This is a genomic window from Leptolyngbya sp. GB1-A1, from assembly GCF_039962475.1.
Taxonomy (GTDB): Bacteria; Cyanobacteriota; Cyanobacteriia; order Elainellales; family Elainellaceae; genus Leptolyngbya_A.
Window position 1 is genome coordinate 412,076 of record NZ_JAMPLI010000001.1, and the last position, 19,565, is coordinate 431,640.

Below are 19,565 nucleotides of genomic sequence, written 5' to 3' on the forward strand. Positions count from 1 at the left end.
ATCATGACCCTACAATATACGGTTCCCGATATGGCTTGCTCTGCCTGTGCAACGACAATCACAAATGCGGTAACAGCGATCGATCCGGGTGCAAAAGTGGCGGCTGATCCAGCAACCAAGCAGGTGAATATCGAAACTGCAGCCCCAGAAACGACTGTGAAAGCAGCGATCGTCGCCGCAGGCTACACCGTTAACTAATCCGTTTCTCATTCCTTACTAACTTCTAAAACGTTCAAGCGACATTCCACAACGATGGATATGCTGATTGTCCTGGGGACAAGCGCGGCGTACTTTTCTTTGTTATTTGTCACGCTGTTTCTGTTTCTTTTTACCGTTCAGAAACTCGTTTCCCAGGGGTATGATAAAACGCCTGCGATCGCCATCGCTTGTGTTCTCCTCGGTTGTCTCTTGGCAAGTTGCGCTAAAAGACAAACCTCCCAGGCAATTCGCAAGCTGATTGGCAGGGCGATGAAGTGATCGGTGGGCAAATTCAGCCGCAAAAGTGCATCCTGACCCGACTTCTAGATTTCTGTGGAGTAAAGAATCATGCGATCGAAACTCATTTTAATGACCGCAACTGCCCTCACCACCCTGATGGGCTGTGCAATGCCCGAACAAAATCAGGCTCAGCAGATGGATCATTCCAACCACTCCCCGCAAATGCAGGCTCAGGGCGGGAATGCTCACAATCAAATGATGCACGAAATGCAGGTGAGCAGCGAGCAAGACTACCTGACCCAAATGATCCCGCACCATCAGGAAGCGATCGACTCTGCCAAAATCATGCTGGAGCGCAGCGATCGTCCTGAAATGAAGCAGTTTGCTCAAGAAGTGATCCGGGTGCAGTCCACAGAAGTTCAGCAAATGCAAAAGTGGCTGAGCGAATGGTATCCCGGACAGCCAACCCAGGCAAACTATCAGCCGATGATGGGCGATCTAACCCAGCTTCAAGGAGACGCGCTCGATCGAGCATTCCTTGAAGGCATGGTCAGGCATCACAAGGGAGCCGTAACGATGTCGCAACAGCTCCTTAGCCAAAATCTAGTGAAGCACGAACCCGTCCGCCCCTTCGCCGAACAGATTGCCTCCAGCCAGCAGCAGGAAATTCAGCAGATGCAGGCTTGGCTGAAAGACTGGTTTGGCGCAAGCAGCATGACGCACCACTAATCCAATTAACTTTGGATACGATCGTCCTACTGCGGCAGAAAATCTGAATCTAAAACCTGTTCGATCGGGTGGGCACTCGGCAGGAAACACGGGGCGAGGCAGATTGGTTTCTAGTGACGCGTTACGCTGCGCTAACACATCCTACGTCACCGTAAATTAAATTAGCAATCGCCCCTACTGTACTCTGCTATTCACTGGCATCGTCTCCGGCACATGGACAAAATGATTCGGATGGGTTGCGGTTGGCGAGGGGTAGGGCTGATGCAGGCGGATAAGCTGTGCCAGGGTTTTCTTGAGCTGAGTGCGGGGGACGATCGCATCCACAAAGCCGTGAGTCAGCAGATATTCCGAAGTCTGGAAATCGTCGGGCAGCTTTTCGCGCAGGGTTTGTTCTACGACGCGCCGCCCCGCAAAGCCGATCGTTGCACTGGGTTCTGCCAGGATCACATCGCCCAGCATGGCAAAGCTTGCCGTCACGCCGCCCGTCGTGGGGTGGGTGAGAACCGGAACGTACAGCAGCGCAGATTCCCGGTGTCGCTCCAGGGCAGCAGAGATTTTTGCCATTTGCATCAGGCTCAGCATTCCTTCTTGCATTCTGGCTCCGCCCGACGCGCAAATAATCATGACTGGCAGCCGTTCGCGGGTCGATCGCTCGATCATGCGGGTCAGCTTTTCGCCCACCACCGATCCCATACTGCCGCCCATAAAGCGGAAATCCATCACGCCCAAGCCGATCGGCAGACCGTCGAGCTGTCCCAGTCCGGTTTGAACGGCATCGGTAAGCTTAATCCGCTCCTGGGTTTCTCGCAGTCGATCACCATAGGATTTTCGATCGCGGAACGACAGCGGATCGGTTGGCAAGATTTGGGTATCCAGCGGTTTCCAGGTTCCTGGATCAATAAGTTGGTAAATGCGTTCTTCGCTAAAAATTCTTAGGTGATGACCGCACTCGGCGCAGACCATTTGATTTGCCCGCAGGTCCTTGGTATAGGTCAGAACGCTGCAGTCAGGGCATTTACTCCACAAGCCGTCTGCGATTTCGCGCTCCTGTCGCTCCGTGTTCGTCGAACCCGATTTTCGTCGATTGGCAAACCAGTCAAATAGAGACATTTAGCTTCTCAAACGCTTTCTTCAAGGTTTTCTTCGATGGGGCTGAGCAGGAAGAGAGCAGTCCACTGATCCTGAACGCGGACTTGCAGCGTAAAAGGCACACCACAACCCCAGTGCGGCATTGCCCGGTCAAACACAAGGCGAGTCGGAATGCCCTGAGCTTCTAGCATTTGCTGCATTAGCTCCGCCTCCCACTGCGTACTGGCTGTTCTTAGCGTGATCCAGTTCACAGGATAATCCTATCAAAGCAAAAACACCAGAGATTCTATCGTCGCACGATTTGACTCCGATGAGACACGAGGACGATCGAGCAGGATTGAAGCGACAGTACCAGAAATAGCAACTAGTAATAAAGTGTATTACGCCAGTTCAGCCTCTTTTGTTCCTGCTGTTTTGGTCCTCTACTGCTTTAGCTTTAGCAGATCTTCCAGGGCAGCCAGTAGTTTGATGCGAACGCTAAGGATTTCGAGACGATCATTCAACTCAAACAACCACCTGACATTCACCCCAAACAAAGGCGTTTGCACCTTGCCTGCCACTTGAACTTCGATTTCGCCCGTTTCCGTCAGGTTCTGAACGCACTGCCGCGCCTCGATCGTCATTCCCTGCGCTTCCTGGTTCAGATAAGCAGCAATGGCATCCGGTCCGACTACAGCCGATTCAAACGGAGGATACAGCGCACCTTCTGGGGCAAAAAGTCCTGCGATCGCGGCAAAGTTTCCTGTGTTAAACGTCTCAAAATACTGCTGAATAACGGCTTCTGTCTCACGGTCGATTTGGCTCTCAGGCTGAGCATCGGTTTGATCAGGTTGATCAGGGGTAAGCATCGGCTGTGCAGTATCTGGATAGGTCTGGTCAGCAGTAACTTGATCAGCAGGGCTAACGCGATCCATGCGGTTCTCCATTCCTTTCTGAAAGATTTGAGGTCGGAAAAATTCGAGGGCAAGAGTCTTAGAGGATGTTTGAGCAGTGGGAAAAGTTTTACACCCCCTAAAGCCCGTCAACCTTAGGGGACTTTGAATCCCTAAAGCAGGCTCGGTTCCCCAAGAAGTGGCGTTAGGGAGCAGTCCGGGTAACGGCAATGAATTCTCAAACAGCCCGATCGAAATTTTGTTTTTCTGATCAAACGCGATTGAGCGACTGCAAACATCCTGCCTTCGAGGGAAACCTGTCGATCAAGAAATAAGCGGAGCAGGCATTCACCCACCCCGCTGGATTAAGCAATTGGTTTGCTGAACAATGCGCCGGAGCTTAGTCAGCCAGCGGATCAACGCCCATATTAACCACGGTGTTTCGTAGGACGGTGATTTGCTGACCCATATCGAGCTGCTTGATCATCTCCAGCACTGATCGCCCTGCCTCAGAAAGCTGGTAGCCCGCAGGCATGGGAGCCACTGTGCCCTGCACCATCATTTCGCCTAGCTGATACCAGAAAGCCAGCTTAGTGTTGACGCTGAGAACCCCATAGGAGCGGCTGATCGGGGTGTTTGCGTTGCTTGCCAGATCGCGCATAACTTGAAGCTGGTCGTCGTAAGCCATTTTCTTGATCTGTGCCAGAATGCCCTCTGCAAACTGGAGCCGTGCAGCACCCGGAGCGGCAGGCGTGATCGATCGTCCCATTTCCGTATAGGCATACCAGAGCACAGCAAGCTGGTCGTCAACGGTGAGCTGCTTAAACTGAGCAGTGGTTGCGGTAACGGGATCCGCTAGATTGCTTGATAGGTAAGGGTTGGAAACGATAGAGAGACGAAAATCTGTGCTGTAAGTCATAGTGCTTATCTACAAGAGTGCTTGTTTGCAAGAGTGGCTGCGATCGCTCCTAATGGAGCTGAGCTGTGAATTTGCAGTGAGTTTGCAGTAAATTCGTTCAGCGATCGCCGAATCGTTTTCGTATCTCAAGTTCTAGAAGGGAGTGAACGAGTCCTGAGAACTAGTCTTAAATGGGTTCCTCAAATCGATTCCCCATTTCAACCTCCCGAATTGCTGCTCTGGACAATACTGGTTCCAGACGATACTGGTTCTGAACCACACCGACTCCGAACCATACTGGCTCCAAAGTTGAACTTGAGATTTGGACTCAAGAGAAGAACTCTTGCGTACTCACCTCTACGCATATATTGCACGAATTGTTTACAAAACGCAAACAATGTTTACAAATGTCTGCAGCTTCATTCTCCAATTGAGTGGGTTTAATTGGGTTAAGGGAGGATGGTTAAGGAAGGAAAACTACTGGTTTGTAGCTTTTCCAGAACCAATAACAGCAGGAAATCCCTGAAGGCAACAGACTGAGCGTCGCGATCTTGAGGCATAGCGTGATCGTGAGCCATACATAGAACAGCCCTGCAAATCGGGTAGCCGCCTCATGGCAGTCATGCGGGGGCAAGTTTTTTGTGGGCTTCGGATGCTACTGCTGGATACTGCTGTTTGTTTCGGGACAGACGTGGGAACACTGCCACTCAAGCACACCATTGGACATCTCCCGGTTTTATTGCCGGGATTTTTTGTGGGAAATTTTTAGAAGGAATTTGGAGGGAAAACGATCACCAGGGAAAGAGGAACCTACCACAAAACCTATAATAAGAAACGGACAATTCCCCAGTTCATTTCTCTTTTCTGATTCAGCACGCTCTGATTTCACAAACCTATGACTGATTCTCTCCGTCGCTATCACATCACCACGTTCGGCTGTCAGATGAACAAAGCTGATTCCGAGCGGATGGCAGGCATTTTAGAAAACATGGGGTTTGCGTGGTCAGAGTCTCCTGATGAGGCAAACGTTATCCTCTACAACACCTGCACGATTCGGGACAACGCCGAGCAAAAAGTTTATTCCTACCTGGGCAGGCAGGCAAAGCGCAAACACGAACAGCCTAACCTGACGCTGATTGTGGCGGGCTGCGTCGCTCAACAGGAAGGAGAATCGCTGCTGCGTCGCGTTCCTGAACTGGATCTTGTGATGGGACCGCAGCACGCCAATCGTCTGCAAGATTTGCTAGAGCAGGTGTTTGCCGGAAATCAGATTGTGGCAACCGAGCCTGTCCATATTTTTGAAGACATTACCAAGCCGCGCCGCGATAGTGCCGTGACTGCCTGGGTGAATGTAATCTACGGCTGTAATGAACGCTGCACCTACTGCGTAGTTCCCAATGTGCGGGGAGTGGAGCAGTCTCGTACTCCAGAGGCAATCCGCGCAGAAATGGAGGAGCTAGGACGGCAGGGCTACAAAGAAGTGACGCTGCTGGGGCAAAACATCGACGCTTACGGACGCGATTTACCGGGAGCCACCGCAGACGGGCGGCATCTGCACACGCTCACCGATCTGCTCTACTTTGTGCATGCCGTACCGGGAATCGATCGCCTCCGGTTTGCCACTAGCCACCCTCGCTATTTCACTGAACGGCTGATTCGTGCCTGCGCTGAGTTGCCTAAGGTGTGCGAGCATTTCCACATTCCGTTTCAGTCGGGCGATAACGAGGTGCTGAAGGCAATGTCGCGCGGCTACACCCATGAAAAATATCGCCGGATTATCGACACGATTCGTCGCTATATGCCCGATGCTGCCATTAGCGCAGATGCGATCGTCGGCTTCCCTGGCGAGACAGAAGCACAGTTTGAGAACACGCTGAAGCTCGTCGAAGACATCGGTTTCGATCAGCTCAATACGGCTGCCTACTCGCCCCGTCCTGGCACTCCCGCCGCCCTGTGGGACAATCAGCTTTCTGAAGACGTGAAGGCCGATCGCCTGCAACGCTTGAATCATCTGGTGGCTACCAAAGCGGCAGAACGATCGCTGCGCTATGGCGGACGCATCGAAGAAGTCCTGGTGGAAGAACCCAATCCCAAAAATCCAGCGCAAGTCATGGGGCGGACACGCGGCAATCGACTCACTTTCTTTGAGGGCAATATCGAGCAGTTGCGGGGTCAGCTTGTGCAGGTCAAGATCACTGAAGCACGCGCATTTAGCCTCACTGGGGAGATCGTCCCGCAAGGGGAACGCCTGGGGAATGTTCAGCCAGCTTGTGTTTAAGGGTCTGGCTCAGTAGCTGACATTCCGCAGCTATACTTTGGGAGATACGAATTTCATTCTGTGATTCACCTCTCATGTCTGCCTTACCGCCCCGTCGCCCGAAACACCTGTCCCTCGGACCCCTCGAAACCGAGATTCTAGAAATTCTGTGGGAGCTTGGCTTGGCCACGGTGAAGGAAATTCACGATCGCATTCTCACTGATCCCGATCGTGAGCTTGCCTATGCCTCTGTCACAACGGTTTTGCGGCGGCTGAGCGAAAAGGGCTGGCTGGCCTGCGATCGGCAGGATCGGGCATTCCAGTGGCGACCGCTTGTGTCTCGGAGCGAGGCGCAGATGTTTCAGGCACACGATCAGCTTCAGCGATTTTTGGCAGTAGGCAATCCCGATGTGGTCGCTGCCTTTGCTGATCAGCTCGATTGCGCCAGCATCGAAAAGCTAGATGCCATTGCCCAACGGTTAAAAGCAGCCCGCCAAGCCAAGGAGGGAAACTGATGCACTTTTTGCTGACAGGACTGGCGATCGGGATCGGTTTGCTGCTGCGCTGTGGTTCTGTTCCGGGTGAAGGCAATTGGGCAACGCGCTGGCAATTTGCCCTGACTCGGTTGATTCTGCCACCGCTGCTGCTCTTGACGATGAGTGGGGCAGTGGTGTGGATGGGCATGGATGGGGCAATGCTGGGCTTTTCCACGGGCTGGATTGGCTATCTGTTTTCGATTGCCGTTGTCGGATTTGCGCTGCTCACGCTGTTCTACCGGACGTGGCAAGGCTGGCGATCGGCGCAGCAGGTTCAATGCTACCCCTGTGAAGCCGTGGCTCAAACGAGCGGTCATCTGCTTGAAACCGAGATTCCGTTTGCGGCGCAGGTAGGCTTCTGGCGATCGAAACTCGTGGTCAGTCGCGGCTTATTGAATCAGCTCAACTCCGAACAGCTCGAAGCCGTCCTCACCCATGAGCAGGCACACGCCCACTATCGCGATACTTTCTGGTTTTTTTGGCTGGGCTGGTTAGGACAAATCACCTTCTGGCTGCCCCAAACCGAAGCCCTCTGGCAAGAACTGCTGCTGTTGCGAGAACTGCGGGCAGACGCTTGGGCAGCTCAGCGCGTTGATCCGATCGTCGTTGCAGAATCTCTGCTGCAAATTGTCCAGAACATCCAAACTCCGTTTCCCACCCTACAGGCAGGCTTCAACACTGATCTAACGCTCGATCGTTTGGAAGAACGAATCGAGGCATTGCTCTCTCCTGATCAGCAGATAGGGCGTCAGGGGCGATCGTGGCTCTGGCTAGGACTGGGACTGCTACCGCTGCTAACGCTGCCGCTTCACGTCTAAGTTCATTAGGGTTAATGGGCTGCCAACGGCTCCTAGACTCGATCGCGTTAAAGGCAAAGCGATCGGAGAAACGCTGATCACTCCCCGCGTTTATACTACAAACTTTGGCGTTGCTGCAAACCTTGATTTATCTCTTCAGGCGGCTGAGTTTGAAGCAATGTGGGCAGACTACAATCTTAATCATTGCGGATGCGATGCTACTTTTGAAAAATTCCGGGAACAAATTGACGGCAAAACTCGACAAGGATCTGTTCACTATCTAAAGCGATCGTGTGTTTCTGAATCTTCAGGATTTCTGCCGTTTAAAGAACTGTCTCGTAAGCTAAAAAATCGAAATCTTGTCCTGGCTGAAATGTTTCATTTGATAGTACGAGATGAAGCTCGCCCTGCTGGATTTTTCAATAAACCGATGGAAGATTTCAACCGCACGCTTGACCTGGGCTATTTCACAAAAGCCCGCAGCGACACCTTCTTCCCGATCGATTGGATTATTTACACGGTTGCTCGCAGTTTTTCCGCCGCCTGTATCACTGCGCTGACTTGAACTTAAAGCGCATGGCGATCGAGCAGGCAGACTACCCCAAATGGCTTAAATCGCTGCGAAAGTTGCTTCCAGTGGGCGATCGGTGGTCATTTGCTCCGGTTCTATCTAGTTGCATCCAAAAACACAGAAGCATTAAAAGGAACAGTTCGGTAAAAAATAACTGTTAACGATCTACAGGCTGCCAATAAAGCAGCGTCTATCTAAAGGCGGACTTTGGAGGCTGTATTAATTACAGCCTTTTATTGCTGTTTCTACAGAGATAAGAATTGTATTACAGTCATTAAACTGTCCTAATTATTTAAATTAAAACTGTAGTTTGTTTATACAAACCTTTGGTTCTTCTCTTTGGTTCTTCTAAGTAGTCAACACTTAAAACATACTCAGAATAGGCCCTTTGCCAGAGGGTTTATAGCGAGAAGCAAGAGATTCATTCTTTCGATAGACAAATAAAAGAACGGGCTGTTTTATTGTGTCTTAATAGGAGCGAAGGCAGTGCTATAGTCCTTAACTTCCAAGAGAAGGAAAGATGTTTCTGCACTGCAAGCTGATAACAAAGAAGCCTTCCTTTGTTCATTCTTCTAGGCTACTTCAGCGGCTGACTTGCCATTAATTCTGTCAGCAAACCTTTTCTGCTCATCCTGGTTCATGAGCGGATTTCACACATATTCAGCAACTTTTCTTGAGGAACGTTTTATGTATCAGAAGCGCGATCGAATGGCGGTGAAGAAGCTGCTTAGCTTTGTAGGACTTTTGAGTGCAGGTGTGTTAGTCAGCCTCCCAGCACTGGCACTGGGGCAGTTAAATGAAGCTCCGTCTCATGCTGATGAAAGTCAGCTCATTGCTACTGGCGGTGGCGGCGGCGGTGCTGGCGGCGGTGGCGGTGCTGGCGGCGGCGGTGGCGCTGGTGGCGGCGGTAATAGCGGTGGCGGTGCTGGCGGCGGTAACAGTGGCGGCGGCGGTGGCGATAGCAGCACTGGTGGCGGTGCTGGCGGCACGGCTGGCGGTGACAGCGGCGGTGCTGGTGGCAGCAGTGGCGGCGGCGGTGGCGGCGGTAGCGCTACTGGTGGCGGTGCTGGTGGCAATGCTGGTGGTGACAGCGGCGGTGCTGGTGGCAACAGCAGTGGCGGCGGTGCTGGTGGCAACAGCAGTGGCGGCGATAATGGCGGTGTTGGTAGCGATGGCGATGGCTCATCCGATGGCACTGGACCCAACGATCCGCGGGGCGTTTTCAACAATCCCAGCAATATTCCTTCCCAGTCCAATCCTAATGTACCAAACTCCAACTCACCGGATTTTGGCACCCAAAACCGGACCAATACGGGTGGTTCGTCCAGCGGCTTCGGTTCTGGCTCAGGGGCAGGTGGCACGACGACCTCTCCCAGCACCATTACTCGACCCGGTACGACAACTCCCGGAACAAATGGTACGTTCAACAACGATACTCGCCGGGTTGTCCCTGAGCAAAACCCCACTACCGGAACTTCGGGTACATCTGGCACAGGGTTCGGTACAGGCACAGGCAGTACAGGCACGAGCGGCACAGGTCTGGGTACAGGCACGGGCAGCACAGGTGTAACTCGCCCGGCGGCTCCAGTTCGCGGTCTGTGGTAATTCGGGCTAGTAAAAGCTGAATAGAGGATTGGTAGCAACTGTTTCCTTGATTCAGCTTGCTCGTCATCTACCTGAAAGGGGGCTTTGCCCCCTTATTTTTTGTGAATATCTTTTTTTGAATATCTAGGTGGGCTGCACGCTGTACCCAGGTACTTCGCAGTTGCCCGAAGGGTAATCGCTAATTTCCTGCCCGATCGCCTCAGGAAGTGGGTAGACGACGAGCGGGTTTGAATGCTGCTAAAACTTACGATTGTGTAAATAAGATAAGCAGTCAGAAGCAGAAAACCGAATTTGTTGTGTTTAAAGTTGACAAAAACGATGATCGCAGCGCAATAAAAGATAAGAAAGTGGTTGAGCACTCTTCATGGCAGCTTGAACTAAGGACAAGCACGCTTTAATTAGTTGATTTCCTAGATTTAGCAGCCTTTCCACCGATCGTCTCCAACAGAGTTATTCTACGGTTCGTCCTCCGCTATGACAGACCAAGCTGCCAATTCAATCGAAAATTCACGATCGCAGAGGGATTCTACGGTCGCGTTGTTGATTTCCCGCTTTTTACACTGGAAGTCGAGTTGCTTTGCAAGTAACTTCCTCGCTTTGGCAATCTCTGCTTAACCAATATGACTGCTAGTCGTGATTTACTCAGTATTCGTTCCCCGGGTTTCTCCCTTCCTCTAGCTCCTCTAGCAGAGGAATTCTCCATGCCTTATCTAGATGCTGTTATTGGTGCAGCAATTTTTGATCTGAGCGGTCTGCCTAAAGAATATCTAGCCTCTCAGGAAAATCCTGATTTGAGCTGGGTGCAGGCTATTTTTCAGGCACTCGGCTTGCAGTCCCTGCTTGGATCTTCTCTGCGATTAGAGGGACTGCGCTATGCAGTTGCACATGGCATCGAGTTTCAGGCGATCGTTGTCCGGCAGGAGGCTTGTTACACCGCTTTGCTAATTCGCAGCAGCGAGGCTCAGCTTGATCCGCAGTTTATTCAATGGGCAAAACAACTTGAACCCACCAGCCTAAAAGGAAATTTGCGCTTCATCTCAAAGTAATTTCAGGCGGACGAGTCAGCGCAGCCTCTCTGCTGCCCAACAAATTCACAGCAGCTTTATCAGATCGGTTCAGCATTACAAGCAAAAACTTCCGGGTTGCGACTGCTCACGATCGGAAGCTGACCCTCTACAATAGGGATGAAGTTTTGTGAACTTAGTCGATGGTCTCTTCTCAATCTCAACCAACCGTAAATCCTAGCCTGCCAGAACCCAAGTTTGGCTTCAACGCTTATGCAGAAAAGCTTAATGGTCGAGCTGCGATGATTGGTTTCGTCGCAACGATCGCGATCGAATATTTCACGGGACAAGGGTTATTGTCCTGGCTGGGATTAATTTAGTAGTGAGTGAGTAAGGAAGGGAGTAGGTGAGTCAGGAAGCGAACGGGTGAAAGGGGATCATGACAGGTTGAACGGCGCAGGAACCGAGTGAAACCAGGTCAAAATTTCAACTCTTGGGACAGTTCTGCTGCTCTACCCCGCTTCACTTGCGATTCCAGAATGACTCCATAAAGCGGACTGGTTCGCATTAGCTCTTCGTGGGTTCCCTGGGCGACTAGTCTGCCTTTGTCCATCAGCAGAATGCGATCGGCGTTGCGAACGGTGCTAATGCGCTGAGCAATCACGAAAGACGTGCAGGTTTTGCGGCGCATCAGATCATCGAGGGCGGTTTGAATTTCGTTAGCGGTGCGAGCATCAACAGCTGAGGTGCTGTCATCCAAAATGAGGATGCTGTAGTTGGTGAGCAGGGTGCGGGCGATCGCGATTCGCTGTTTTTGTCCGCCAGATAAGCCAATGCCCCGTTCTCCAACGATCGTGCTGTAACCGTCGGGCAGGCTAGTGATGAAGTCGTGCATTTGAGCGGTTTTGGCGACGGAGATCACTTCCTCCAGGGTAGCTTCGGGCTTGGCATAGGCAATATTTTCGCGAATCGTGCCGGAGAATAGCGTGGTTTCCTGAAAGACGGTGCCAATCTTCGATCGCAGGCTGTTGAGCTGAAAATCGCGCACATCTCGTCCGTCGATTCGCACGCCTCCCTGGGTAACGTCATAAAATCGCGGGATCAGGTTCATGATCGTGCTTTTGCCCGATCCAGTCATGCCTAAAATCGCGATCAGTTCCCTGGGTTTGGTTTCAAACGAAATCCCCTTGAGTGCTTCCGTACTGGCACCGGGATAGCGAAACCAAACATTTTCAAAGGTGATTCTGCCGCCGCAGGTCTCAAACAAAACGGCATTGGGGCGATCGCGAATTTCCACCGCCGCATCAACCACTTCATACACCCTTTCTGCCGAAGCCACCGCCTGGGCAATAGCGGGAGCCGCAAACCCAATCAGCAAAATTGGCTGCAAAATCAGCAGCAGGTAAGAATTAAACGCCACCAGTTGACCGATCGAAAACCTGCCGTCAATCACTGCCGCGCCACCATAGCCAATGACCACGACCGTGACCAGATTGCTCAGCAGAAAAATGTAGGGAAACGTATTGCGAATCGCCCGAATCGTCTGCATATTGGTTTGGATCAGGCGATCGTTCAGTCGCGTATAGCGATCGGATTCCGGCTGTTCACGCACAAAGGCTTTCACAACTCGCACACCAAACAGATTTTCTTGCAGCACCGCATTCAGATCGCCTAACTGCTCCTGCACCCGCCGAAACAAATCGCTATTGCGGGTGAGAAATTGCGCCATGAGCCAGGCAGACATGGGCACAACGGTGAGCGTAATCAGGGCAAGCTCCCAGTTCATCAAAATTAGAATGGTGGCGATCGTAATCAGTGTCACTAGGCCACTAATCACCTGGATCAAACTGGTGCTGAGAAACGATCGAATCTGCTCGATATCGCTGGTGACGCGGGTTAGAAGCTGGGACGTTTGCGATCGATCGTGATAGCTAAAGCTAAGGTTTTGAATCTTGCCAAAAATCCGATTTCGTAGATCGTAAGCCACCCCCTGCGATGCCGCTTCTGCCCAGTAGCTCTGCCCAAAGTTGAACAGTCCCCGCGCGATCGCCGCCAGCACCATTGCCCCAGCGCACAGCAGAACCACCCTGGAATTTTGCGCTGCAATGCCGCGATCAATCCCCCACCGAAACAATTGAGGCGTGACTGCATAGGCAGCCGTCAGCAGCAAAGAACTGAGCAACGCGCCGCTTGCCAGCCAACGATAGTGTCTGAGACTGCCCAACACGCGCAGCAGCGAATTCATGGAAGATTGGGGGTGAGGAGAAGAAGTCAAAGCAAACGCCTCAATACGCGAAATAACTGAAACTCACTCAAACTGACTGAAACTTACTGAAACAGAAAGCCCGACAGCAGCAGGGGCAGCAGCAGCAGCGCGAAAATTGCCACCACGACAGTCACTGGCTCGATTCGGATCGTATTTTTGTCAATATTTTGCTCCATCTTGCGGTTTGCTTTTCGATCGAGGCTAGGCATGGGGTTGCTCCTGCGCTGGGTGAAGGTTGCGTTGCACGGGGTCAAGGTCTAAAACCGTTTTGCTTACTTAGACCTTCTATTATGATTGGTCAGCAGATTTCTCAACTGCTTCGCTTGTCCAAAGACGATCGGCTGTCGGCTTAAAGCTTTTCAAACACCACCGAAAAATTATTGGCAGGCATTTCCCAGGTTTTGAGAAACGACAAGCCTTCTGCCGCTGCTGCCGCCACCACCGCTTCCAGATCACGCACGCCCCAGTCTGGATTCTGCATTTGCAAGCTCTGATCAAACGCGGCATTACTCGGGGCCGTATGCCTGCCGTTCTGCCGATAGGGACCGTACAGATACAAAATTCCACCCCCTGGCAACAAACGAGACACGCCTGCCATCAGTCCCAGCGTTGCAGACCAGGGCGAGATGTGGATCATATTGATGTTGACGATCGCCCGAATCGGATTTCGGTTCAGGTTAAGTCCTTGCAGCTCCTCGGGGAGGGGATTTTGCTCTACTGCCCACACCGGATCGCGGACATCCAGAGCAATTGGCGGATAGAGATTTTCAGCCGGGATTTGCTGTCGCCATGCCGCAATACTGGCACGGGCTTGCGGATTAGGATCAGAAGGCAGCCACAAACGCGGAGCAAGCCGGGGCGCAAAAAAAACAGCGTGTTCCCCCGTCCCGCTCGAAATCTCCAAAACCGTTCCATCCGGCGGCAACACCTGACGCAGCACATTTAAGATCGGCTCACGGTTTCGCTCAGTTGCCGGGGCATATTGACGGGCATCAGGAAAAGACATTGGGGTTTAGCGCGGCATAGTTTTCACTCATCCTACTGTTCTAACGCTTTTACTTTCCTCCTCCCCTCATCTCCCCATCTCTTCAAGAAACCGCTCAACCTCCTCTCGGGTTGGCATCGAAGGCTGCGCCCCCGTCTGGGTAACAGAAAGGGCAGCAACCGCAGCCGCTTGAATCAGAGCCGCTTGAAGCGACAAACCGCTTGCGAGTCCAGCCGCAAGTCCCCCATTAAAGGCATCTCCTGCCGCAACCGTATCAATTGCTTGCACCGGAAAGGCTTCGATCGCAAACGCCTCTGTTGCGGTCTGAACCCATGCCCCCTGTTTGCCGCGCTTGATTACCACTGTCTGCACGCCGCGCTGATGTAGAATTTGTCCGGCACGAACCACCTCAGCTTCGGTGTCGATCGCAAATCCCACAAGCTGACTGGCTTCCACCTGGTTTGGCGTCAGAATATCAATCAGCGAGTAAAGTTCAGCGGGGAAATCCGATTGGGCTGGAGCCGGATCGAGAATTACTGGGATGCCTGCCTGTTTTGCCGCCTGAGCTGCTGCCTCGATCGCCGCTAGAGGAACCTCAAGCTGAAGCAGCAGTACCTTTGCGTCCGACAAAACCGATCGCAGACGATACACCTCTGCCTCGCCGACCCGTCCGTTTGCACCAGGAATCACAATGATCTGATTCTCGCTAGCATCATCAACGGTAATCAGCGCCACGCCCGAATGACTCGCCTCATCGATCGCTACACCTTCGCAGTGAACACCATCGCTCTGAAGAGATTGAAGCAGCGTTTGCCCAAACCGATCGCCCCCCACTCGCCCAATCAAGTGCGTTGAAATGCCAAGCCGAGCGGCTGCCACTGCTTGATTTGCGCCCTTACCGCCTGGAATCGTCTCAAACGAGTATCCGGTCAATGTTTCACTGGGCATCGGGAGCCGAGGTGTTCGGGCAACCAGATCGAGATTAAGGCTACCAAAGACAATGACACTCATGCGGAATACTCATACGGCAAAATTATGGGGCAAAACTGGGAAAAAGCGCGATCGAAAACGGCAAACGAGCGGGGAATGGAGCAGTTGAGGGGCGATCGGCACTCAAAAGCATTTCTTTCGACGGAGGGCTGTTTACATTAGACCTTTGGAAAGAGGGTTGAGGCAAATCAAGCTTTTTATGCTGATCGTCGTACCGTTCTTCCTACAAAGGATTATCCCATGGCAGCTAAAGAAGAAAAGAGCAAGCCGACTGCTGAAGATCAGCATGAAAAGCATAATCAAAAAGCCAAAGAGAATGCGGCTGAATCGCGTGCAAAAGCAAAAGACAAAACTGACGGTGAAGCGAAGCACGTAGAGAAAGACGATCAGAAAGAAAAGCACAATCAAAAAGCAAAGGAAAACACGGCTGAATCGCGCCCAGAGTCGAAAGGCAAAAAAGACGATCACGCAAAAGCCAGCAAGAACGACCCTGCGAAAGCAGAAAAGTCTCACTCTGAGAACGAAATCGATGAAGCACAAGAGCTAGACGGTTTGCTCGAAATCTTTGCCGCACACGACATTACCGAAATGGATGCGGAAGTCGCAGTCGGCATGATCGACGAATGGTACGACATCCTGCATAAGTCCAAAGACGAGTCCTACAAAGAAGTTGCTGCGAACCTGAAACAGCTTAAAAAGTTGCTGTCGGGCAAGAAAGACCAGAGCGAAGACGTTATCGAACTACTGGACGAACTGGGCGAACAAACCGACGAACTCGCTAACGAGGCTCAGCGCGGCTACAAGGGCAAACTGCACAAGCTGGGCAATGCGTTCCGTCATGCAGCTCAGTCGATCGATGAAGCGCTCGATGTGGACGACGAAGAAATCGAAGAAGACGAAGAAATCTAAGGCAATGCGAGAACCCTAAGCCGCACTGTTTTTAAGTTTTTAAGCCTGAATAGATGGCGATTCGTGCGGCGATTCGTCTAGCAATTAAACAATCAAACTGCATCTAACCCCATCCTCGGAGGTACGGCTAAGCTGTATCTCCTTTTTTGTGTCTTTTGCCTCGCTTTTGCCTCGCTTTTGCAGGGCTGAAGCTTGCATTCGTGCCATTGCCGCTCTGGGGCTGGAGTAGGATGAAAGAGACAATCTCGTCAGGGATTTACCCAGCATCAAGGAATCAAGCAAACCGCATGGGTCATCCAGCTCCAGCCAAAATTTATCAGGGCGAAACGATCGCCGCTATTGCCACAGCCGTTGTGCCTCAGCAAGGCAGCGTTAGCATTGTGCGGCTTTCAGGTCGAGAGGCACTGGCGATCGCCCGATCGCTGTTTGATGCACCTGGAAATCAGACCTGGGAAAGTCACCGCATTCTTTATGGGCAGGTGCGCCATCCCCAAACCCGGCAGGGGATCGATGAAGCGTTGCTGATGCTGATGCTCTCTCCCCGTTCCTATACTCGTGAAGACGTGGTGGAATTTCACTGTCACGGCGGCATGATGGCAGTGCAGCAGGTGCTTCAGCTTTGCCTGGAACAGGGCGCAAGACTGGCACAGCCCGGAGAATTCACGCTGCGAGCATTTCTCAATGGTCGGATCGATCTCACCCAGGCAGAAAGCATTTCCGATCTGGTAGGGGCACAGTCTACCCAGGCTGCCCAAACCGCACTGGCAGGACTTCAGGGCAAGCTAGCCCAGCCCATTCGTCACCTGCGATCGATCGGTCTGGAAATTCTGGCAGAAGTCGAAGCCCGGATTGATTTTGAGGACGATCTGCCGCCGCTCGACGAAGACTGGATTCGGGTACAAATTGATGAAGTTCGGCGATCGGTTCAGCAAATTCTTGCGACAGCCGATCGAGGAGAACTGCTGCGAACGGGCGTGAAGGTGGCGATTGTGGGTCGTCCCAATGTCGGCAAATCCAGTTTGCTCAATGCCTGGAGCCGTACCGATCGCGCCATCGTCACGGATCTACCCGGAACCACCCGCGACGTGGTGGAATCTTATCTGGTGGTGCAGGGCATTCCTATTCAGGTACTCGACACCGCAGGCATTCGGGAAGCCGCTGATCGCGTCGAGCAAATCGGCGTCGAACGATCGCACCAAGCCGCCCAGACTGCCGATCTGGTTCTGCTAACCGTTGATGCTGAAGCAGGCTGGACCGCAGAAGACCTCGAAATTTATCAGCAGGTCAAGCACCGTCCGCTCATTCTGGTGCTCAATAAAATTGACCTCATTGATACCCTGCCTGACCTTCCTGCCGGACACCCAATCGTTAAAACCGCCGCTGCCCAGCAAAAAGGTATTGAAGATTTAGAGAAGGCGATCGTTGCTATTATTCACGCAGATCAACTTCAGGCAGCGAACCTCGACTTTGCCATCAACCAGCGACAAGCTGCCGCCCTCACCCGCGCCCAGAGCGCACTCGCCCAAGTTCAGGAGACGATCGCCGCTCAATTGCCGCTCGATTTTTGGACGATCGATTTGCGCTCAGCAATCCAGGCTCTAGGAGAAATTACCGGAGAAGAAGTGACCGAAGCTGTGCTGGATCAAATCTTTAGCAAGTTCTGCATCGGCAAGTAACTTCACTCTTTAAACCGTCCCAGATTACCTAGATGGGTCGAGAAAGCTGCTTCGCAGTGCCCTTACAGCCAGGAAACTTCAGGCAAACCGCAGGCTTCGTCGCCCCCGATTGCTTTTTGCCCAAACAAGGTATGCTATTGCATAGCTTCAGCACGATCTGCGTTTCTTCTTTCGCTGATTGCCCCGATATCTCCTATGCCAGAATTAATCGCTTATCTGGGACCCACAGGAACCTATACCGAGAGTGCTGCGATTGCTTGCGCTCAGTGGTTGTCCCAAACCAAGGGCATAACGCTGCCTTTAATGCCTTACCCCAGCATTGCTCAAGCGATTCGTGCTGTCGCACAGCAAGAAGTCCCGGTTGCCGTCGTCCCAGTCGAAAATTCAACCGAGGGCAGTGTTCGGATGACGCTTGATACGGTCTGGCAGTTTGACGCGCTCCAAATTCAGCAGGCACTTGTTTTGCCGATTTCCCATGCGCTGCTGTCCCGTGCGTCCGGGTTAGAGGCGATCGAAATCGTCTACTCTCACCCACAAGCAATTTCCCAATGTCAGGGCTGGCTCGAAAAATTTCTGCCCACGGCTCAGCTGATTCCAACCAACTCCACCACAGAAGCACTCCAGCACTTGGACAACCCGCACATCGGTGCAATTTCGTCTGAGCGAGCGGCTCACCTTTATAATTTGCCAATCTTGGCTCATCCCATTAACGACCTGCCTGACAACTGCACCCGCTTCTGGATTATCAGCCTCGAACCTGCCTCTACTGGAAAACACACTTCGCTTGCCTTCAATCTGCCTGCCAACGTGCCCGGTTCTTTAGTGAAGACGCTGGATGTGCTGGCAAGACGCAATATTAACCTTAGCCGCATTGAATCTCGCCCCACAAAGCGAGCCATTGGAGATTACTTGTTTTTTGTGGATCTAGAAGCCGATTTGCAGTCCGAGGCAGTGCAGTCTGCCCTAGCAGAACTAAGAAGCTGCACCGAAACTCTGAAGATCTTCGGCAGCTACAACATTCAAACCGTAGTCAATGGACAGCTAAAGCCAGAGTGAGTTGATCACAACAGGATCACACACGGGCACAACAGTCTTAACACCGGGCTTTCTTAACGCTGTAGTTGGTTAAGCAGAAGGCGATCGAGTCATAGAAATCAAGTCACAGAAGTCATTCCGCACTTCTTAATTAATTTGGCTTCCTAAATGCAGCAGGTCGAACGCTATTGAAACACGTCCTTCAACGCAGTCCGAGCAGCAAGATGATTCCGAGTCGAAGTGAGAATTTCAGCTTCTCGCTCTAGTCGGGCTACCGTGTCCTGCAATTCCAGAAGAGCTTGCTGTTCCTGAGGAACGCCCTGCAGATTCGACGCCACCCAGTAGGACAGCTCGATCGGCGAACTGGGAATATCGTCCGGCAGTTCAATTTCCTGCCCGGTTAACTTTGTGGAAAGTTTCACCACATCTTCTAAAAGCTGATTCACATCTCCTGCAAGACCTCGTAAATCTTGCTCTGACGGGTGATCCTCGATCCACTCGACCAAGCCCACGTAATAGGGTCGCTCCCGCACGTATTCCAGCACCCGAAACCGCTGCTGCCCGATCGTCTCAACATACATTCGATCGTCTGAGGTACGCTTATGCTGAACAATCTCGGCGCAGCATCCAATTCCAGAAACATTCCCCTCCGCCGGATCAACCATCAGCACTCCAAAGCGACGATCGCCCTGAAGAACCGTATTCATCAGGATCCGATAGCGAAACTCAAAGATATGAAGGGGGAGGCGACGACCAGGAAATAAAACAACTTCGGGAAGGGGAAAGAGGGGCAGTTCACGAACGGCGATCGATGAGGAAAAAGTCATTGCAGTCTCTATCCCTAACGGCAAACAGATACGTTTTAACCCCAGTGGGCAGCTTCGCACCCGCAAAGGTCTAATGCAAAA

Annotated in this window: 21 protein-coding genes and 1 pseudogene; 13 read left to right on the forward strand and 9 right to left on the reverse strand. The window is 52.2% G+C overall.

Annotation, left to right across the window (positions count from 1 at the left end; genetic code table 11):
• Positions 1 to 3 precede the first annotated feature (3 nt).
• The 3 genes from NDI45_RS01780 (at position 4) to NDI45_RS01790 (ending at position 1,167) form a co-directional block, all read left to right on the forward strand.
• Complete coding sequence (locus NDI45_RS01780) at positions 4 to 198, forward strand: heavy-metal-associated domain-containing protein (RefSeq protein ID WP_348245916.1); 195 nt, start codon at positions 4 to 6, stop codon at positions 196 to 198.
• A gap of 54 nt (positions 199 to 252) precedes the next feature.
• Positions 253 to 477, forward strand: a complete 225-nt coding sequence (locus tag NDI45_RS01785) for a hypothetical protein (RefSeq protein WP_348245918.1) — start codon at positions 253 to 255, stop codon at positions 475 to 477.
• A gap of 69 nt (positions 478 to 546) precedes the next feature.
• Complete coding sequence (locus tag NDI45_RS01790; protein WP_348245920.1) at positions 547 to 1,167, forward strand: DUF305 domain-containing protein; 621 nt, start codon at positions 547 to 549, stop codon at positions 1,165 to 1,167.
• Positions 1,168 to 1,341: 174 nt separating this feature from the next.
• On the opposite strand, the gene accD is transcribed toward NDI45_RS01790, so the two are convergent.
• The 4 genes from accD to NDI45_RS01810 form a co-directional block, all read right to left on the reverse strand.
• On the reverse strand, positions 1,342 to 2,277 hold the full coding sequence (accD, locus tag NDI45_RS01795) for an acetyl-CoA carboxylase, carboxyltransferase subunit beta (RefSeq protein WP_190790801.1): 936 nt from the start codon (positions 2,275 to 2,277) through the stop codon (positions 1,342 to 1,344).
• 8 nt (positions 2,278 to 2,285) lie between these two features.
• Positions 2,286 to 2,507, reverse strand: coding sequence for a hypothetical protein (locus NDI45_RS01800; protein ID WP_190790800.1), 222 nt, complete (start codon positions 2,505 to 2,507; stop codon positions 2,286 to 2,288).
• Positions 2,508 to 2,678: 171 nt separating this feature from the next.
• Positions 2,679 to 3,182, reverse strand: a complete 504-nt coding sequence (locus NDI45_RS01805; RefSeq protein ID WP_242067200.1) for a nuclear transport factor 2 family protein — start codon at positions 3,180 to 3,182, stop codon at positions 2,679 to 2,681.
• A 346-nt stretch (positions 3,183 to 3,528) separates the two neighbouring features.
• Entirely contained in the window at positions 3,529 to 4,047 is a 519-nt protein-coding gene (locus NDI45_RS01810) for an orange carotenoid protein N-terminal domain-containing protein (RefSeq protein ID WP_190790799.1), read from the reverse strand.
• A gap of 874 nt (positions 4,048 to 4,921) precedes the next feature.
• On the opposite strand from NDI45_RS01810, the gene miaB reads away from it, so the two are divergent.
• The 7 genes and pseudogenes from miaB (at position 4,922) to NDI45_RS01845 (ending at position 11,176) form a co-directional block, all read left to right on the forward strand.
• The gene (gene miaB, locus NDI45_RS01815) at positions 4,922 to 6,304 is read left to right on the forward strand and encodes a tRNA (N6-isopentenyl adenosine(37)-C2)-methylthiotransferase MiaB (protein ID WP_348245923.1); all 1,383 of its coding nucleotides are present in this window, start codon (positions 4,922 to 4,924) and stop codon (positions 6,302 to 6,304) included.
• A gap of 74 nt (positions 6,305 to 6,378) precedes the next feature.
• Positions 6,379 to 6,798 carry a BlaI/MecI/CopY family transcriptional regulator gene (locus tag NDI45_RS01820; protein WP_348245925.1) on the forward strand — a complete coding sequence of 140 codons (420 nt, stop codon included), beginning with the start codon at positions 6,379 to 6,381 and terminating at the stop codon, positions 6,796 to 6,798.
• Entirely contained in the window at positions 6,798 to 7,637 is an 840-nt protein-coding gene (locus NDI45_RS01825; protein WP_348245927.1) for a M56 family metallopeptidase, read from the forward strand. The genes NDI45_RS01820 and NDI45_RS01825 overlap by 1 nt, the downstream gene beginning before the upstream one ends.
• A 61-nt stretch (positions 7,638 to 7,698) precedes the next feature.
• A pseudogene (locus NDI45_RS01830) lies at positions 7,699 to 8,139 on the forward strand (ferritin family protein); the annotation flags it as partial.
• An 844-nt stretch (positions 8,140 to 8,983) separates the two neighbouring features.
• Positions 8,984 to 9,757 carry a hypothetical protein gene (locus NDI45_RS01835; RefSeq protein WP_348245929.1) on the forward strand — a complete coding sequence of 258 codons (774 nt, stop codon included), beginning with the start codon at positions 8,984 to 8,986 and terminating at the stop codon, positions 9,755 to 9,757.
• 736 nt (positions 9,758 to 10,493) lie between these two features.
• A complete protein-coding gene (locus NDI45_RS01840) occupies positions 10,494 to 10,838 on the forward strand; it encodes a hypothetical protein (RefSeq protein WP_190791325.1) in 345 nt (114 codons plus the stop codon).
• Positions 10,839 to 10,999: 161 nt separating this feature from the next.
• On the forward strand, positions 11,000 to 11,176 hold the full coding sequence (locus NDI45_RS01845; RefSeq protein WP_190791326.1) for a chlorophyll a/b-binding protein: 177 nt from the start codon (positions 11,000 to 11,002) through the stop codon (positions 11,174 to 11,176).
• A gap of 98 nt (positions 11,177 to 11,274) precedes the next feature.
• Here the strand turns inward: NDI45_RS01845 and NDI45_RS01850 are convergent, their stop codons facing one another.
• The 4 genes from NDI45_RS01850 to rbsK form a co-directional block, all read right to left on the reverse strand.
• A complete protein-coding gene (locus NDI45_RS01850; RefSeq protein WP_348245993.1) occupies positions 11,275 to 13,041 on the reverse strand; it encodes an ABC transporter ATP-binding protein in 1,767 nt (588 codons plus the stop codon).
• Between the two features lie 83 nt (positions 13,042 to 13,124).
• Positions 13,125 to 13,271, reverse strand: a complete 147-nt coding sequence (locus tag NDI45_RS01855; protein ID WP_190791336.1) for a hypothetical protein — start codon at positions 13,269 to 13,271, stop codon at positions 13,125 to 13,127.
• A gap of 140 nt (positions 13,272 to 13,411) precedes the next feature.
• Positions 13,412 to 14,068, reverse strand: coding sequence for a DUF938 domain-containing protein (locus NDI45_RS01860; protein ID WP_190791327.1), 657 nt, complete (start codon positions 14,066 to 14,068; stop codon positions 13,412 to 13,414).
• A gap of 66 nt (positions 14,069 to 14,134) precedes the next feature.
• On the reverse strand, positions 14,135 to 15,058 hold the full coding sequence (gene rbsK, locus NDI45_RS01865; protein ID WP_348245932.1) for a ribokinase: 924 nt from the start codon (positions 15,056 to 15,058) through the stop codon (positions 14,135 to 14,137).
• A 219-nt stretch (positions 15,059 to 15,277) separates the two neighbouring features.
• Between rbsK and NDI45_RS01870 the strand changes: the two genes are divergently transcribed.
• The 3 genes from NDI45_RS01870 to pheA all read left to right on the forward strand — a co-directional run bounded on the left by NDI45_RS01870 (position 15,278) and on the right by pheA (position 18,678).
• Positions 15,278 to 15,946, forward strand: coding sequence for a hypothetical protein (locus tag NDI45_RS01870; RefSeq protein WP_348245934.1), 669 nt, complete (start codon positions 15,278 to 15,280; stop codon positions 15,944 to 15,946).
• A 287-nt stretch (positions 15,947 to 16,233) separates the two neighbouring features.
• The gene (gene mnmE / locus NDI45_RS01875) at positions 16,234 to 17,622 is read left to right on the forward strand and encodes a tRNA uridine-5-carboxymethylaminomethyl(34) synthesis GTPase MnmE (protein ID WP_348245936.1); all 1,389 of its coding nucleotides are present in this window, start codon (positions 16,234 to 16,236) and stop codon (positions 17,620 to 17,622) included.
• A 195-nt stretch (positions 17,623 to 17,817) separates the two neighbouring features.
• Complete coding sequence (gene pheA / locus NDI45_RS01880) at positions 17,818 to 18,678, forward strand: prephenate dehydratase (protein ID WP_190791331.1); 861 nt, start codon at positions 17,818 to 17,820, stop codon at positions 18,676 to 18,678.
• A 164-nt stretch (positions 18,679 to 18,842) separates the two neighbouring features.
• Here the strand turns inward: pheA and NDI45_RS01885 are convergent, their stop codons facing one another.
• Positions 18,843 to 19,484: an LON peptidase substrate-binding domain-containing protein gene (locus NDI45_RS01885; RefSeq protein WP_190791332.1), complete on the reverse strand. Its 642-nt coding sequence runs from the start codon at positions 19,482 to 19,484 to the stop codon at positions 18,843 to 18,845.
• Positions 19,485 to 19,565 lie beyond the last annotated feature (81 nt).

Bases quoted from the DNA above. Each gene is read 5' to 3' on its own strand.
- NDI45_RS01780 (WP_348245916.1), top strand. From the start codon at position 4: ATGACCCTACAATATACGGTTCCCGATATGGCTTGCTCTGCCTGTGCA.
- NDI45_RS01785 (WP_348245918.1), top strand. From the start codon at position 253: ATGGATATGCTGATTGTCCTGGGGACAAGCGCGGCGTACTTTTCTTTG.
- NDI45_RS01790 (WP_348245920.1), top strand. From the start codon at position 547: ATGCGATCGAAACTCATTTTAATGACCGCAACTGCCCTCACCACCCTG.
- accD (WP_190790801.1), bottom strand. From the start codon at position 2,277: ATGTCTCTATTTGACTGGTTTGCCAATCGACGAAAATCGGGTTCGACG.
- NDI45_RS01805 (WP_242067200.1), bottom strand. From the start codon at position 3,182: ATGGAGAACCGCATGGATCGCGTTAGCCCTGCTGATCAAGTTACTGCT.
- NDI45_RS01810 (WP_190790799.1), bottom strand. From the start codon at position 4,047: ATGACTTACAGCACAGATTTTCGTCTCTCTATCGTTTCCAACCCTTAC.
- miaB (WP_348245923.1), top strand. From the start codon at position 4,922: ATGACTGATTCTCTCCGTCGCTATCACATCACCACGTTCGGCTGTCAG.
- NDI45_RS01820 (WP_348245925.1), top strand. From the start codon at position 6,379: ATGTCTGCCTTACCGCCCCGTCGCCCGAAACACCTGTCCCTCGGACCC.
- NDI45_RS01825 (WP_348245927.1), top strand. From the start codon at position 6,798: ATGCACTTTTTGCTGACAGGACTGGCGATCGGGATCGGTTTGCTGCTG.
- NDI45_RS01835 (WP_348245929.1), top strand. From the start codon at position 8,984: ATGAAGCTCCGTCTCATGCTGATGAAAGTCAGCTCATTGCTACTGGCG.
- NDI45_RS01840 (WP_190791325.1), top strand. From the start codon at position 10,494: ATGCCTTATCTAGATGCTGTTATTGGTGCAGCAATTTTTGATCTGAGC.
- NDI45_RS01845 (WP_190791326.1), top strand. From the start codon at position 11,000: ATGGTCTCTTCTCAATCTCAACCAACCGTAAATCCTAGCCTGCCAGAA.
- NDI45_RS01850 (WP_348245993.1), bottom strand. From the start codon at position 13,041: ATGAATTCGCTGCTGCGCGTGTTGGGCAGTCTCAGACACTATCGTTGG.
- NDI45_RS01855 (WP_190791336.1), bottom strand. From the start codon at position 13,271: ATGCCTAGCCTCGATCGAAAAGCAAACCGCAAGATGGAGCAAAATATT.
- NDI45_RS01860 (WP_190791327.1), bottom strand. From the start codon at position 14,068: ATGTCTTTTCCTGATGCCCGTCAATATGCCCCGGCAACTGAGCGAAAC.
- rbsK (WP_348245932.1), bottom strand. From the start codon at position 15,058: ATGAGTGTCATTGTCTTTGGTAGCCTTAATCTCGATCTGGTTGCCCGA.
- NDI45_RS01870 (WP_348245934.1), top strand. From the start codon at position 15,278: ATGGCAGCTAAAGAAGAAAAGAGCAAGCCGACTGCTGAAGATCAGCAT.
- mnmE (WP_348245936.1), top strand. From the start codon at position 16,234: ATGGGTCATCCAGCTCCAGCCAAAATTTATCAGGGCGAAACGATCGCC.
- pheA (WP_190791331.1), top strand. From the start codon at position 17,818: ATGCCAGAATTAATCGCTTATCTGGGACCCACAGGAACCTATACCGAG.
- NDI45_RS01885 (WP_190791332.1), bottom strand. From the start codon at position 19,484: ATGACTTTTTCCTCATCGATCGCCGTTCGTGAACTGCCCCTCTTTCCC.